This is a genomic window from Microbacterium indicum DSM 19969 (genome assembly GCF_000422385.1).
Lineage (GTDB): Bacteria > Actinomycetota > Actinomycetes > Actinomycetales > Microbacteriaceae > Microbacterium > Microbacterium indicum.
Window position 1 is genome coordinate 1 of record NZ_AULR01000018.1, and the last position, 13,405, is coordinate 13,405.

At 66.9% G+C, this 13,405-nt stretch carries 25 protein-coding genes; 2 read left to right on the forward strand and 23 right to left on the reverse strand.

From position 1 onward, the window contains the following. The coding region (locus H576_RS0111385; protein WP_156888210.1) for an integrase core domain-containing protein at positions 1-210 on the forward strand (210 nt) is incomplete at its 5' end. Between the two features lie 14 nt (positions 211-224). Here the strand turns inward: H576_RS0111385 and H576_RS0111390 are convergent. Further along, on the reverse strand, positions 225-422 hold the full coding sequence (locus H576_RS0111390) for a vitamin K epoxide reductase family protein (protein ID WP_029151038.1): 198 nt from the start codon (positions 420-422) through the stop codon (positions 225-227). Between the two features lie 520 nt (positions 423-942). On the opposite strand from H576_RS0111390, the gene H576_RS16760 reads away from it, so the two are divergent. Then, positions 943-1,272: a hypothetical protein gene (locus tag H576_RS16760; protein ID WP_156888212.1), complete on the forward strand. Its 330-nt coding sequence runs from the start codon at positions 943-945 to the stop codon at positions 1,270-1,272. Positions 1,273-1,372: 100 nt separating this feature from the next. Here H576_RS16760 and H576_RS0111400 read toward each other — a convergent pair whose 3' ends face one another. From H576_RS0111400 to rplD, 22 genes are all read right to left on the reverse strand, one after another. Further along, positions 1,373-2,047 carry a DsbA family protein gene (locus tag H576_RS0111400; protein ID WP_029151039.1) on the reverse strand — a complete coding sequence of 225 codons (675 nt, stop codon included), beginning with the start codon at positions 2,045-2,047 and terminating at the stop codon, positions 1,373-1,375. Between the two features lie 30 nt (positions 2,048-2,077). Continuing rightward, positions 2,078-2,935, reverse strand: coding sequence for a type I methionyl aminopeptidase (gene map / locus H576_RS0111405; RefSeq protein ID WP_029151040.1), 858 nt, complete (start codon positions 2,933-2,935; stop codon positions 2,078-2,080). Positions 2,936-2,939: 4 nt separating this feature from the next. Next, entirely contained in the window at positions 2,940-3,530 is a 591-nt protein-coding gene (locus H576_RS0111410) for an adenylate kinase (RefSeq protein WP_029151041.1), read from the reverse strand. Continuing rightward, a complete protein-coding gene (gene secY / locus H576_RS0111415) occupies positions 3,527-4,849 on the reverse strand; it encodes a preprotein translocase subunit SecY (protein WP_029151042.1) in 1,323 nt (440 codons plus the stop codon). Before secY ends, H576_RS0111410 begins: the two co-directional genes overlap by 4 nt. A 117-nt stretch (positions 4,850-4,966) precedes the next feature. Further along, the gene (rplO, locus tag H576_RS0111420) at positions 4,967-5,428 is read right to left on the reverse strand and encodes a 50S ribosomal protein L15 (protein ID WP_029151043.1); all 462 of its coding nucleotides are present in this window, start codon (positions 5,426-5,428) and stop codon (positions 4,967-4,969) included. Beyond that, positions 5,428-5,613: a 50S ribosomal protein L30 gene (gene rpmD / locus H576_RS0111425; RefSeq protein WP_029151044.1), complete on the reverse strand. Its 186-nt coding sequence runs from the start codon at positions 5,611-5,613 to the stop codon at positions 5,428-5,430. Before rpmD ends, rplO begins: the two co-directional genes overlap by 1 nt. Further along, positions 5,613-6,311 carry a 30S ribosomal protein S5 gene (gene rpsE / locus H576_RS0111430; protein ID WP_036320708.1) on the reverse strand — a complete coding sequence of 233 codons (699 nt, stop codon included), beginning with the start codon at positions 6,309-6,311 and terminating at the stop codon, positions 5,613-5,615. Before rpsE ends, rpmD begins: the two co-directional genes overlap by 1 nt. Beyond that, the gene (gene rplR, locus H576_RS0111435) at positions 6,308-6,667 is read right to left on the reverse strand and encodes a 50S ribosomal protein L18 (RefSeq protein WP_029151046.1); all 360 of its coding nucleotides are present in this window, start codon (positions 6,665-6,667) and stop codon (positions 6,308-6,310) included. Before rplR ends, rpsE begins: the two co-directional genes overlap by 4 nt. 2 nt (positions 6,668-6,669) lie before the next feature. Further along, a complete protein-coding gene (gene rplF / locus H576_RS0111440; protein ID WP_029151047.1) occupies positions 6,670-7,206 on the reverse strand; it encodes a 50S ribosomal protein L6 in 537 nt (178 codons plus the stop codon). Between the two features lie 6 nt (positions 7,207-7,212). Beyond that, a complete protein-coding gene (rpsH, locus tag H576_RS0111445) occupies positions 7,213-7,611 on the reverse strand; it encodes a 30S ribosomal protein S8 (RefSeq protein ID WP_029151048.1) in 399 nt (132 codons plus the stop codon). Positions 7,612-7,754: 143 nt separating this feature from the next. Next, on the reverse strand, positions 7,755-8,339 hold the full coding sequence (rplE, locus tag H576_RS0111450; protein ID WP_051172688.1) for a 50S ribosomal protein L5: 585 nt from the start codon (positions 8,337-8,339) through the stop codon (positions 7,755-7,757). Positions 8,340-8,346: 7 nt separating this feature from the next. Continuing rightward, positions 8,347-8,718 (reverse strand): 50S ribosomal protein L24, encoded by a 372-nt coding sequence (gene rplX, locus H576_RS0111455; protein WP_029151050.1) that lies wholly within the window; start codon positions 8,716-8,718, stop codon positions 8,347-8,349. Positions 8,719-8,722: 4 nt separating this feature from the next. After that, positions 8,723-9,091, reverse strand: a complete 369-nt coding sequence (gene rplN, locus H576_RS0111460) for a 50S ribosomal protein L14 (RefSeq protein ID WP_029151051.1) — start codon at positions 9,089-9,091, stop codon at positions 8,723-8,725. Between the two features lie 3 nt (positions 9,092-9,094). Next, the gene (gene rpsQ, locus H576_RS0111465; RefSeq protein ID WP_029151052.1) at positions 9,095-9,379 is read right to left on the reverse strand and encodes a 30S ribosomal protein S17; all 285 of its coding nucleotides are present in this window, start codon (positions 9,377-9,379) and stop codon (positions 9,095-9,097) included. Continuing rightward, the gene (rpmC, locus tag H576_RS0111470; RefSeq protein ID WP_029151053.1) at positions 9,379-9,693 is read right to left on the reverse strand and encodes a 50S ribosomal protein L29; all 315 of its coding nucleotides are present in this window, start codon (positions 9,691-9,693) and stop codon (positions 9,379-9,381) included. The genes rpsQ and rpmC overlap by 1 nt, the downstream gene beginning before the upstream one ends. After that, a complete protein-coding gene (rplP, locus tag H576_RS0111475) occupies positions 9,693-10,112 on the reverse strand; it encodes a 50S ribosomal protein L16 (protein ID WP_029151054.1) in 420 nt (139 codons plus the stop codon). Before rplP ends, rpmC begins: the two co-directional genes overlap by 1 nt. Next, positions 10,112-10,876: a 30S ribosomal protein S3 gene (gene rpsC / locus H576_RS0111480; RefSeq protein ID WP_029151055.1), complete on the reverse strand. Its 765-nt coding sequence runs from the start codon at positions 10,874-10,876 to the stop codon at positions 10,112-10,114. The genes rplP and rpsC overlap by 1 nt, the downstream gene beginning before the upstream one ends. Further along, entirely contained in the window at positions 10,876-11,271 is a 396-nt protein-coding gene (gene rplV / locus H576_RS0111485; protein ID WP_036320712.1) for a 50S ribosomal protein L22, read from the reverse strand. Before rplV ends, rpsC begins: the two co-directional genes overlap by 1 nt. Positions 11,272-11,294: 23 nt before the next feature. Beyond that, on the reverse strand, positions 11,295-11,576 hold the full coding sequence (gene rpsS, locus H576_RS0111490; RefSeq protein WP_029151057.1) for a 30S ribosomal protein S19: 282 nt from the start codon (positions 11,574-11,576) through the stop codon (positions 11,295-11,297). Between the two features lie 11 nt (positions 11,577-11,587). Then, positions 11,588-12,427: a 50S ribosomal protein L2 gene (rplB, locus tag H576_RS0111495; RefSeq protein WP_029151058.1), complete on the reverse strand. Its 840-nt coding sequence runs from the start codon at positions 12,425-12,427 to the stop codon at positions 11,588-11,590. A gap of 25 nt (positions 12,428-12,452) precedes the next feature. Next, positions 12,453-12,752, reverse strand: coding sequence for a 50S ribosomal protein L23 (gene rplW / locus H576_RS0111500; protein WP_029151059.1), 300 nt, complete (start codon positions 12,750-12,752; stop codon positions 12,453-12,455). Further along, entirely contained in the window at positions 12,749-13,402 is a 654-nt protein-coding gene (rplD, locus tag H576_RS0111505) for a 50S ribosomal protein L4 (RefSeq protein ID WP_029151060.1), read from the reverse strand. The genes rplW and rplD overlap by 4 nt, the downstream gene beginning before the upstream one ends. Positions 13,403-13,405: the final 3 nt, after the last annotated feature.

Below are 13,405 nucleotides of genomic sequence, written 5' to 3' on the forward strand. Positions count from 1 at the left end.
GACAATGCAGCCATGGAAAGCTTCTTCGCCCTGCTCCAGAAGAACGTCCTCAACCGCCGCTCCTGGACAGCCCGCGAGCAGCTGCGCATCGCGATCGTCACCTGGATCGAGCGGACCTACCACCGCCGGCGACGCCAGGCGCGTCTGGGCCGTTTGACGCCCATCGAATTCGAGACCATCATGAACACGACCGTCGCACTCGCGGCGTGACTACAACCTGTCACCTACCCGTGCAGCAGTCCCGTCCACAGCTGGAAGCTGCTCGCGTACGCAAGCCAGAACACGAACGCCACTCCGAACCAGGTTCCGGCCGCGAGGAGGGCCCAGAAGATCCGGGATCCGCGACTGCAGGTCAGGATCATGACGCCGATGATGATCAGGGCAGGGAACTCTGCGAGCCCCGATCGCAGGTGAGGCCGCATCAACCACCAGGCGCGGAACGGTGACTGTCACGAGGTCGAGGCGCCGCGCGGCGCTCCGACGCGGGCTACCGAGCAGCAACCGACTTCATCCGGCCTCCGCGGGCACGGGTGAACCGTCGCGTTTTAGGACATCGCAAGCACCACAGCTGAACGGCTGTGCACGTGAGCGATGAGGACCCGCGCGTGGCCGCCAACCCTGCGCAATCGTGCAGCCAAAGTAGGAGCGCACAGCGGGATCGCAGAGGGCGGCCGACTTAGAAGGCAACACGACCCATTTCGGGACCTTGTTCTCATGTCTGGCGAGGCGGTCGCCCCGAAGCGATTAACCCGAGCGCCGCGCGACAGGACGATGTCGGCACGCTAGGCGAAGTTTCGCTGGTTGCCTGAGCCCCGCGGTTCGTCCGAGCGTCATGCCCACCACACCCAGAATCCAATATCCTATTGCGACCAAAGTACAGGGCCGCTAGCGTGGCCCAGGTCATCCGGCCTCGCATGAGACACACGACAACATAGGAGAAGCATGCGTTCATCGCGTAGTACGCCCATCCGCAAGCGCATCGGCGTTGGGATCGCCTCCCTCGCCCTGGCACTCGGGTTTGGAGCGGTCGGCGCCGCCCCGGCCCAGGCCGCCGCAACGAGCTGTAGCAACCTGCACTGGGACGGGACCAACGTAACCGGGACTTGCTACGGCTCCGGGTCGGCCACGGTGAAGTTCACCTGCTACAAGTCGTACCCCTGGGAGACCACGTGGAGCAAAACCGGGAAGATCAACGTTCCTTCGTCGTTCAGCTGGACGGTCGGGCAGAAGTGCAACCCGCTCACGAACGACTGGAAGATCGCAGTCTCCTGAGACAACGCCTCCAAGCGCTTAACACCGGTGGGATCACGACGAAGTTCGTGATCCCACCGGTGTTATAGCTCAAGAACGACGGGGGCTGTGCGGCCGCCGCTCAGCCGGCCAGGTGCGAAGCGAGCGTCGTCGAGTTCCAATCCTGGATCCACTCATCGTCCAGTAGCACCGACGGGGTGGCAGCACGAGTCTGGCCCGGCGCAATCGGCATGTCGTCGGTCTGCTGCTGCACGTAGTCGTCGTACTCGCGGTTCGTGATGCAGTCGGCGACGTCGCCCGCGCCCGAGTCCTCGGCGATCTGGATGATCTGGTCGTCGTCGAGACCCGTCGTGCCCTCGCTGGGCTGCTGGTCGTACATCTCCTTGAGGAAGGCGTACGCGGCGTCGGGCGAGGTGTTCGCGACGCAGTACATCGCGTTGGCGGCGCGCGACGAGTACTCGGTGCCCTGCGACGCGTTGTCGAGCAGGCCGACGGGGTGCACGTTCAGCGTGATGTCGCCGTTCTCGACGGCGTCGTTGATCTGGTCGCCCCAGGTGTCCTCGAACTGTCCGCAGATGGGGCAGATGAAGTCGACGTAGGTGTCGAGCTCCTGGGCGCCGTCGCCGATCACGATCGCGCCCGTCTCCTGGTTGACCGACGTCGCGCCGGGCGCGGTCGCGGGCGCCGAGGCGCGGTTGTTCAGGACGATCACGAGCGCGCCGACGCCGACGACGGCGACGACCACGACGATCGAGATGATGATCGCGAAGAGGTTCGACTTCTTGGCCTGTGCCATGGGAGGGATGCCTTCCGGAAAGGGGCAGGGTCAGGGAATGGGAACCGGGACCACGCCGAAGGGGGCGAGACCTGCTGCCCCGCCGTCGGCGGCTGTGAGGACCCAGATCCCACCATCATGGACGGCGACGCTGTGTTCCCAGTGGGCTCCAGCTGATCCATCGACAGTCGTGATCGTCCAGTCGTCGTCTTCGACGTAGACCTCTTCGCCGCCCGCCGTCATCATCGGCTCGACGCAGATGCAGAGGCCGGGCTTGATCTCGGCCCCGCGCATCGTGGTCGAGTAGTTGAAGAGCGACGGCTCCTCGTGCATCTGGCGGCCGATCCCGTGCCCGACGTAGTCGCGCAGGATGCCCATCGGCTGGCCCGTCGACGGCAGGGGGTTCGCCTCGACGTACTCCTGGATCGCGTCGCCGACCTGGCCGAGGTACCGGCTCGTCGCGAGCGCGGCGATGCCGGCCCACATCGATCCCTCTGTCGCCTCGCTGAGCTCGCGGCGCTGCGCGACGAGCTCGGGGTCGGCCCCCTCGCCCGGCACGATGAACGTGCGGGCCGAGTCGCCGTTCCAGCCGTCTGGCGTCTCGGCGCCCGAGTCGACCGACACGATGTCGCCGGCCTCGAGGACGCGGTCGCCCGGGATCCCGTGCACGACCTGGTCGTTGACCGACACGCACACCGTGTGCACGTAGTCGTCGACGAGCTGGAAGTTCGAGTGCGCGCCGGCCGACCGGATCGCCTCGTCGGCGATGCGGTCGAGCTCGAGCGTCGTGATCCCGGGGCGGATCGCCGCGGCGACGGCGTCGAGCGACGCGGCCGTGATCGCGCCCGGCGCCATCATGGCGCGCAGCTCGACGGGCTTCTTGTAGACCGACCGCCGGAAGATGCCCATGGGGTCAGGCGGCGACGGTCGCGAGACCGCGGGCCGCGAGCGCCGACATGATCCGCTCGGTGATCTCGTCGAGCTCGCCGACGCCGTCGATGCGGTCGACGATGCCGCGCGGCTCGTAGAGGTCGATGATCGGAGCGGTCTCGCTCTCGTAGATCGACAGGCGCTTCGCGACGGCCTCTTCGGTGTCGTCGCTGCGCCCCTGCTCCGCGGCCCGCTGCGTGATGCGGGTGATCGACTCCTCGCGCGGGACCTCGAGGAGGATCACGGCGTCGAGCTCGTCGCCGCGGCCCGCGAGGTACTCGTCGAGGTGGGCGACCTGCGCCGTGTTGCGGGGGTAGCCGTCGAGGAGGAAGCCCTCGGCGTCGCCCTGCGACAGGCGGTCGCGCACGATCTCACTCGTGACCTCGTCGGGGACGAGGTCGCCGGCGTCGGTGATCGCCTGGACCTTGCGGCCCAGCTCGGTGCCGTTCTTGATGTTGTCCCGGAAGATGTCGCCCGTGGAGACGACGGGGATGCCGTAGGAGGCGGCGATGCGCGCCCCCTGCGTTCCCTTGCCCGAGCCCTGCGGGCCGACGATCAGGAGGCGTGCCGTCATCGGAGCAACCCTTCGTAGTGACGCTGCTGCAGCTGCGCGTCGATCTGCTTCACCGTCTCGAGGCCGACACCCACCATGATGAGCAGCGAGGTTCCGCCGAACGGGAAGTTCTGGTTGGCCTGCACCGTCGCGAGCGCCACGAGGGGCACGAGGGCGACGAGACCCAGGTAGATCGAACCCGGGAAGGTGATGCGGGTCAGGACGTAGTCGAGGTACTCGGCCGTCTGGCGGCCGGCGCGGATGCCGGGGATGAACCCGCCGTAGCGCTTCATGTTGTCGGCCTGGTCGACCGGGTTGAAGGTGATCGCCACGTAGAAGTAGGTGAACCCGATGATCAGGAGGAAGTACGCCGCCATGTAGATCGGGTGGTCGCCCGTCGTGAAGTACGTGCTGATCCAGGTGACCCACGCGGCCGGCTCGGAGCCGTCGGTCGGGGTGTTGAACTGCGCGATGAGCGACGGGATGTAGAGGAGCGACGACGAGAAGATCACGGGCACGACGCCCGCCATGTTGACCTTGATCGGGATGTACGTGTTCGTGCCGCCGTAGGTGCGGCGCCCGACCATGCGCTTGGCGTACTGCACGGGGATCCGTCGCTGCGACTGCTCGACGAAGACGACGAGCGCGATGAGGATGACGCCGACCGCCAGGACGAGGAGGAAGACCTCGAAGCCGCGGGCCTGCCAGATCGACCACATGGCGCCCGGGAACTGGGCCGCGATCGACGTGAAGATGAGGAGCGACATGCCGTTGCCGACGCCGCGCTCGGTGAGCAGCTCGGCCATCCACATGACGAGGCTCGTGCCGGCCGTCAGCGTGATGACGATCATGGCCTGCGAGATCCAGCTCGTATCGGTGAGCAGGTTCGAGCACTCGGCGACGCTCGTGGTGCCGAAGAGCTGGCCCGAACGGGCGACCGTGACGAGGGTCGTGGCCTGCAGGAGCGCCAGCGCGATCGTGAGGTAGCGCGTGTACTGCGTGAGCTTGGCCTGGCCCGCCTGGCCCTCCTTCTGGAGCGCCTCGAAGTGCGGGATCACGACGCGGAGCAGCTGGGTGATGATCGTCGCCGTGATGTACGGCATGACGCCGAGCGCGAGGATCGACAGCTGCAGCAGCCCGCCGCCGGAGAAGAGGTTGACGAGCGAGAGGAGGCCCTCTGTTCCTGAGGTTCCCTCGAGACACGCTTGCACGTTCGGATAGCTGACGAACGGCGCCGGAACGTGCGTGCCGAAGCGATAGATGGCGATGATGCCGAGCGTGAAGCCGATCTTCCGCCGCAGGTCGGGGGTACGGAAGATCCGCGCGATGGCGCTGAACAAGAAACTGCCTCCTATGAGGGATGGCGCACGCTTCGGCGCACGCCGTCCACCAGACTAGCCGAAAGGGCCGGGAGCTCTCGCCCCCGGCCCTTCAGCTGGTGCACCAGACGGTGCGGATTACTTGATCGAACCGCCCGCGGCCTCGATCTTGGCCTGCGCCGAGGCGGAGACCTTGTTGACCTGGACGTTCAGGGCAACGGCGATGTCGCCGGTGCCGAGAACCTTCACGAGCTCGTTCTTGCGCACGAGGCCCTTCTCGACGAGAGCGTCGACGGTCACGTCGCCGCCCTCGGGGAAGGCGAGGGCCAGCTTGTCGAGGTTGACGACCTGGTACTCGGTGCGGAACGGGTTCTTGAAGCCGCGGAGCTTCGGGGTGCGCATGTGCAGCGGCATCTGGCCACCCTCGAAGCCGACGCGCACGGTGTTGCGAGCACGCGTGCCCTTCGTTCCACGGCCAGCGGTCTTGCCCTTCGAACCCTCACCACGGCCCTTGCGGGTCTTGGCGGTGTTGGCTCCGGGGACGGGGCGCAGGTGGTGCGCCTTGAGCACGGCGGGGCGCTCTTCGATGTTCTCAGCCATCAGTCGATCTCCTCAACCTTGACGAGGTGAGCGACAGCGCGGACGTAGCCGCGGGTCTGAGCGTCATCGGGGCGGACGACCGCGTCGCCGATGCGCTTGAGACCGAGGCTGCGCAGCGTGTGACGCTGGTTCTGCTTCTCGCTCACCTTGGACTTGATCTGCGTGACCTTCAGACGCGCGGCCATCAGGCACCTGCCTTCGCTGCAGCGGCGGCCTTGGCCTCCGCACGGACGATACGGGCGGGCGCGACCTGGTCGAAGTCGAGGCCGCGACGCGCGGCGACCGCACGGGGCTCCTCGAGCGACTTCAGGGCCGCGACCGTCGCGTGCACGATGTTGATCGTGTTCGACGAGCCGAGCGACTTCGAGAGCACGTCGTGGATGCCGGCGCACTCGAGGACCGCGCGGACGGGACCACCGGCGATGACACCGGTACCGGCCACGGCCGGACGGAGCAGCACGACACCGGCGGCGTCCTCACCCTGGACGGGGTGCGGGATCGTCGACTCGATGCGGGGAACGCGGAAGAAGTTGCGCTTCGCGTCCTCGACGCCCTTCGAGATCGCCAGGGGGACCTCGCGGGCCTTGCCGTAGCCGACGCCCACCAGGCCGTTGCCGTCGCCGACGACCACGAGAGCGGTGAAGCTGAAGCGACGACCGCCCTTCACGACCTTCGAGACGCGGTTGATGGTGACGACGCGCTCGAGGAAGTTGCTGTCGTTGTCACGGCCGCCACGGCCGTTCCCACGACGGTCGCCGCGTCCGCCGCGGTCGTTGCCGCCGCGACGGCCGCCGCGCTCGTTGCGCGACTCGGCCTGGCCCTGCTCGGGCGCGGTCTGCGTGGCCTCGGTGGTCACCTCGGTCGTCTCCTTGTTGTCACTCACAGGCTCAGCCCTCCTTCGCGGGCGCCATCGGCGATCGCCGCGACGCGACCGGCGTAGCGGTTGCCGCCGCGGTCGAACACGACGGCCTCGATGCCGGCGGCCTTCGCGCGCTCGGCGAGCAGCTCGCCGACCTTGCGGGCCTTAGCGGTCTTGTCGCCCTCGAACGAGCGCAGGTCGGTCTCGAGCGTCGATGCCGACGCGAGCGTGAGGCCCTGGGCATCGTCGATGACCTGGACGAACACGTGGCGAGCCGAACGGTTCACGACGAGGCGGGGGCGCTCGGCGGTGCCGACGACCTTCTTGCGAAGGCGGGTGTGGCGGCGCGAGCGCGCCGCGGACTTCGACGTCACAGCCATGATTACTTACCAGCCTTTCCGGCCTTGCGGCGGATCTGCTCGCCGGCGTAGCGCACACCCTTGCCCTTGTACGGCTCGGGCTTGCGGATCTTGCGGATGTTCGCTGCGACCTCGCCGACTGCCTGCTTGTCGATGCCGGTGACGGTGAGCTTCGTGTTGCCGTCGACCGAGAACGAGATGCCGGCCGGGGGCTCGACGGTGACCGGGTGCGAGAAGCCGAGCGCGAACTCGAGGCTCGAGCCCTTCTGCTGCACGCGGTAACCGGTGCCGACGATCTCGAGGGACTTCGAGTAGCCCTGCGTGACGCCGATGATGTTGTTGTTGATGAGAGTGCGGGTCAGGCCGTGGAGCGACCGCGACTCGCGCTCGTCGTCGGGGCGGGTGACGAGAACCTGGTTCTCCTCGACCTTGGCCTCGATCGGCGAAGCGACCGTGAGAGCGAGCTCGCCCTTGGGGCCCTTCACCGTGACCAGCTGGCCGTCGATCTTGACGTCGACGCCGGCGGGGATGTCAATGGGGAGACGTCCGATACGCGACATTCAGGGTCACCACACGTAGGCGAGAACTTCTCCGCCCACGCCCTTCTGCTCAGCCTGACGGTCGGTGAGGAGACCGGAGGAGGTGGACAGGATCGCGACGCCGAGGCCGCCGAGCACCTTGGGGAGCTCGTTCGACTTCGCGTACACGCGGAGGCCGGGCTTCGAGACCCGCTTGATGCCCGCGATCGAACGCTCACGGTGTGCGCCGTACTTGAGCGTGAGGGTGAGGGTCTTGCCGACGCGCGCGTCGGTCTCCTCCCAAGCCGAGATGTAGCCCTCCGCGCGGAGGATGTCGGCGATGTGCGTCTTCAGCTTGCTCGACGGCAGCGACACCTGGTCGTGGTGCGCCGAGTTCGCGTTGCGCAGACGGGTCAGCATGTCTGCGACCGGGTCTGTCATGGTCATACGTGAGTTCCTTTGTTCATGAGGTTTCGGCTGCCGTTACACGACAGACGACCTTCCACGACGTGGATAGCCAATATTCGATTGTCATCCAGATGCCGGGCACGACCAAGTCGTGCCCGGCATCTGACGGCTGATTCGGAGGATCAGGCGTTGTTGTTCACGAAGGGGAAGCCGAGGTGGCGCAGGAGCGCGCGGCCCTCGTCGTCCGTCTTCGCGGTGGTCACGACGGTGATGTCGAAACCGCGCACGCGGTCGATGCGGTCCTGGTCGATCTCGTGGAAGATCGACTGCTCGGCCACACCGAACGTGTAGTTGCCGTTGCCGTCGAACTGCTTGTCCGACAGGCCGCGGAAGTCGCGGATGCGGGGAAGCGCGAGCGAGATGAGACGGTCCAGGAACTCCCACGCGCGGTCACCGCGGAGGGTGACGTGCGCGCCGATGGCCTGGCCCTCGCGCAGCTTGAACTGCGCGATCGACTTCTTCGCCTTCGTCGTGACGGGCTTCTGGCCGGTGATCGCGGTGAGATCGGAGATCGCACCCTCGATGACCTTGCTGTCGCGAGCTGCCTCGCCGACACCCGTGTTCACAACGACCTTCACGAGGCCCGGAACCTGCATGACGTTCTCGTAGGAGAACTCGTCCTGCAGCTTCTGGCGGATCTCGTTGCGGTAGACCTGCTTGAGGCGAGGCTGGATTTTGCCAGCCTGCGCGGCGATGTCCGTGCTCATGTCTCTCTTACTTTCCCTTCGGGTCGGTGATGTCCGAGCCCGAACCCTTGGCGACGCGGACGCGCACCGTCTTCTTGACGCCGTCCTTGACCTGCTCCTCCACGCGGTAGCCCACGCGGGTCGGCTTCTTGGTCTCGGGGTCGACGATCGCGACGTTCGACACGTGGATCGGGGCCTCGAAGGTCTCGATGCCGCCGGTCTTCGTGCCGCGGTCGGTCTGACCGACGCGATTGTGCTTGGTGATGTAGTTGACGCCCTCGACGACCACGCGGTCGCCGAGAACCTCGAGGACCTTGCCCTGCTTGCCGCGGTCTCCGCCGCGAGCCTCAGTGGCGCCCGAGATCACCTGGACGAGGTCGCCCTTCTTGATCTTGGCCATTAGGTCAAATCACCTCCGGAGCGAGCGAGACGATCTTCATGAACCGGCGGTCGCGGAGCTCGCGACCGACCGGGCCGAAGATGCGGGTGCCGCGGGGCTCCCCGTCGTTCTTCAGGATCACGGCGGCGTTCTCGTCGAACTTGATGTACGAGCCGTCAGCGCGGCGCGTCTGCTTCACGGTGCGGACGACGACCGCCTTGACGACGTCGCCCTTCTTCACGTTGCCGCCGGGGATCGCGTCCTTGACGGTGGCCACGATGGTGTCGCCGAGACCGGCGTAACGGCGGTTGGAACCACCGAGCACGCGGATCGTCAGCAGCTCCTTCGCGCCGGTGTTGTCGGCGACCTTGAGGCGGGATTCAGTCTGGATCATGGGTTACTTCGCCTTCTCGACGATCTCGACCAGGCGCCAGCGCTTCGAGGCGCTCAGGGGGCGCGTCTCGTTGATGACGACGAGATCGCCGATGCCCGCCGAGTTCTGCTCGTCGTGCGCCTTGAGCTTCTTCGTGCGGCGGATGACCTTGCCGTAGAGCGGGTGCTTCACGCGGTCCTCGACCTCGACGACGATGGTCTTGTCCATCTTGTCGCTGACGACGTAGCCGCGAGCCGACTTGCGGTAGCCGCGGTCGACCGACTGCTCGGTCTTGTTCTCGGTGGCCATCACTCAGCCTCTCCCTCGGCGGCGGCGGCGGGCTCTTCAGCCTTCTTCGCAGCCTTCTTGGTCTTCTTGGCCTTCGTCTCGACCGGGGCCGGCGTCGCACGGATCCCGAGCTCGCGCTCGCGGATCACGGTGTACAGACGCGCGATGTCGCGCTTGACCGCACGGATGCGGCCGTGGCTCTCGAGCTGGCCGGTGGCCGACTGGAAGCGCAGGTTGAACAGCTCTTCCTTGGCCTTGCGCAGCTCCTCGACGAGGCGCTGGTCTTCGAACGTGTCGAGCTCGGACGTGGCGAGCTCCTTGGTGCCGATCGCCATTACGCGTCGCCCTCCTCGCGCTTGATGATGCGTGCCTTGAGAGGCAGCTTGTGCATTGCTCGGGTCAGAGCGCCGCGAGCGAGCTCCTCGCTCACGCCGGCGACCTCGAAGAGGACGCGACCCGGCTTGATGTTGGCGACCCACCACTCGGGCGAGCCCTTACCGGAACCCATGCGGACTTCCGCAGGCTTCTTGGTGAGGGGACGGTCCGGGTAGATGTTGATCCAGACCTTGCCGCCGCGCTTGATGTGACGCGTCATGGCGATACGAGCCGCCTCGATCTGACGGTTCGTCACGTACGCGGGGGTGAGCGCCTGGATGCCGTACTCACCGAACGAGACCTGCGTGCCGCCGGTGGCGGCGCCGCTGCGGCCCGGGTGGTGCTGCTTGCGGTACTTGACCTTACGGGGGATCAGCATTACGCCGTTGCTCCTTCCGATGCCTTCGCGGGCGCGGCGTCGCGGTCGCGACGCGGGCCACGACGGCCACCGCGGTCACGGTCGCGGGCGGGCTTCATCGAAGCCTCCTCGCGAGCCAGCTCCTTGTTGGTGAGGTCGCCCTTGTAGACCCAGACCTTCACGCCGATGCGGCCGAAGGTGGTCTTCGCCTCGTAGAAGCCGTAGTCGATGTTCGCGCGGAGCGTGTGCAGCGGCACGCGACCCTCGCGGTAGAACTCGGTGCGGCTCATCTCGGCGCCGCCGAGGCGGCCCGAGACCTGGATCCGGACGCCCTTGGCGCCGGCGCGCATGGCGCCCTGCAGGCCCTTGCGCATGGCGCGACGGAACGCGACACGGGCAGCGAGCTGCTCGGCGACGCCCTGGGCGACGAGCTGAGCGTCGGCCTCGGGGTTCTTGACCTCGAGGATGTTCAGCTGGATCTGCTTGGCGGTGAGCTTCTCGAGCTCGCTGCGCAGGCGCTCGGCCTCCGCGCCGCGGCGACCGATCACGATGCCGGGACGCGCGGTGTGGATGTCGATGCGCACGCGGTCACGGGTGCGCTCGATCTCGATTCCGCTGATGCCGGCACGGTCGAGGGTCTTCTCGAGGTACTTGCGGATGCGGATGTCTTCGGCCACGTAGTCGGCGTAACGCTGACCCGGCTTGGTCGAGTCAGAGAACCAGCGCGAGACGTGGTCCGTCGTGATGCCGAGGCGGAAGCCGTAGGGATTGATCTTCTGTCCCATTACTTGCTCGCCTTCTTGTCGGTACCCTCGGCCGCGTCAGCGACCTCGGGCGTCGAGAGCACGACCGTGATGTGGCTCGTGCGCTTCTTGATCTGGTCGGCGCGACCCTGGGCGCGGGGACGGAAGCGCTTGAGCGTCGTCCCCTCGTCCACGAAGGCGTTCTTGACGTACAGATCCTGCTCGTTCAGGTACTCGCCCGACTGGTCGGCCTTCACCTGAGCGTTGGCCTTCGCCGACGCGACGAGCTTGTAGATGGGCTCAGAAGCCTGCTGCTGCGCGAACTTCAGGATCGCGAGCGCCTCATCGGCCTGACGGCCCTTGATGAGGGCGACGACGCGGCGGGCCTTCTGAGGGGTCACGCGGATGTGTCGCACGCGTGCGATGGACTCCACCATTTCTCTCTCCTCTCAGCGTCGCCTTAGCGGCGACGGCCCTTCTTGTCGTCCTTCTCGTGACCGCGGAAGGTGCGGGTGGGCGCGAACTCGCCCAGCTTGTGGCCGACCATGGCCTCGGACACGAACACGGGGATGTGCTTGCGTCCGTCGTGCACGGCGATCGTGTGACCCAGCATTGCCGGGACGATCATCGAGCGACGCGACCAGGTCTTGATGACGTTCTTGGAACCGGACTCGTTCGCCGAGACGACCTTGCGAAGCAGGTGCTCGTCGACGAAGGGGCCCTTCTTCAGACTGCGTGGCATCTTCTTGACTCCTACTTGCGCTTCTTGCCGGCGTTGCGACGACGCACGATGTACTTGTCGCTTTCCTTGTTGGCGTGGCGGGTGCGACCCTCAGCCTGGCCCCAGGGGGTGACGGGGTGACGGCCACCGGAAGTGCGGCCCTCACCACCACCGTGCGGGTGGTCGACCGGGTTCATGACGACACCGCGGACCGTGGGGCGCTTGCCCTTCCAGCGGTTGCGGCCCGCCTTGCCCCAGTTGATGTTCGACTGCTCGGCGTTGCCGACCTCGCCGATCGTCGCGCGGCAGCGCGCGTCGACGTTGCGGACCTCGCCCGAGGGGAGGCGCAGCTGAGCGTAGGGGCCGTCCTTCGCGACGAGACGCACCGAGGCGCCCGCCGAACGAGCCATCTTCGCGCCGCCGCCGGGGCGGAGCTCGACGTTGTGGATGACGGTACCCGTGGGGATGTTGCGCAGCGGCAGGTTGTTGCCGGGCTTGATGTCGGCGCCGGCACCCGACTCGACGATGTCGCCCTGCTGCAGCTTGTTCGGCGCGATGATGTAGCGCTTCGTGCCGTCGACATAGTGCAGGAGCGCGATGCGCGCCGTGCGGTTGGGGTCGTACTCGATGTGAGCGACCTTCGCGTCGATGCCGTCCTTGTCGTTGCGACGGAAATCGATCACACGGTACTGGCGCTTGTGGCCACCACCGATGTGACGCGTCGTGATGCGACCCTGGTTGTTGCGGCCACCCGTCTTGGAGAGCGGGCGGAGCAGCGACTTCTCGGGGGTCGAACGCGTGATCTCGGCGAAGTCAGCCACCGACGAGCCGCGGCGACCGGGCGTCGTCGGCTTGTAGTTGCGAATAGCCATATTCGTTCCTTGGTCCTTCCGGCTCTCAGGCGACAGCCGTGAAGATGTCGATGGTGCCCGACTTGAGCGTCACGACGGCGCGCTTGGTGCTCTTGCGCTTGCCGGTGCCGAAGCGGGTGCGGGAGGTCTTGCCCTGACGGTTCAGGGTGTTGACCGACGCGACCTTCACGTCGAAGATCTTCTCGATCGCAAGCTTGATCTCGGTCTTGTTCGAGCGGGGGTCCACGATGAACGTGTACTTGCCCTCGTCGATCAGGCCGTAGCTCTTCTCCGAGACGACGGGCGCGATGATGATCTCGCGCGGGTCCTTGTTGATCGCGGTCATGCCGAGACCTCCTTGGCGCCGGTCTTCGCAGCGACGAACGCGTCGAAGGCGGCCTTGGTGAAGACGACGTCGTCGCTCGTGACGACGTCATACGCGTTGAGCTGGTCAGCCGCGATCACGTGGACGTTCGCGAGGTTGCGGACGCTGAGCGATCCGATCTCCTCGGAGCGGTCGAGCACGACGAGCGTGTTCTTGTTCGCCGTGAACGAGGAGAGGAAGCCGGCGGCGGCCTTGGTCGAGGGGGCCTCGGCGCCGAACGTGTCGACGACGTGGATCCGCTCGCCGCGGAGACGGTCGCTGAGCACGCCGGCGAGGGCGGCCGCGATCATCTTCTTGGGGGTGCGCTGCGAGTAGTCGCGGGGCTTGGGACCGTGGACGGTACCACCACCGCGGTGCTCGGGCTGGCGGATCGAGCCCTGGCGCGAACGGCCGGTGCCCTTCTGCTTGAACGGCTTGGCGCCCGTACCCGAGACCTCACCGCGACGCTTGGTCGAGTGGGTGCCCTGGCGCGCCGCGGCGAGCTGCGCCGTGACGACCTGGTGGATGAGCGGGACGTTCGTCTTGACGTCGAACACCGAAGCGGGCGCGTCGACCGTGCCGGTCTTCTTGCCGTCGGTGCCGAGAACGTCGAGAGCGATGGAGTCAGTCATGAG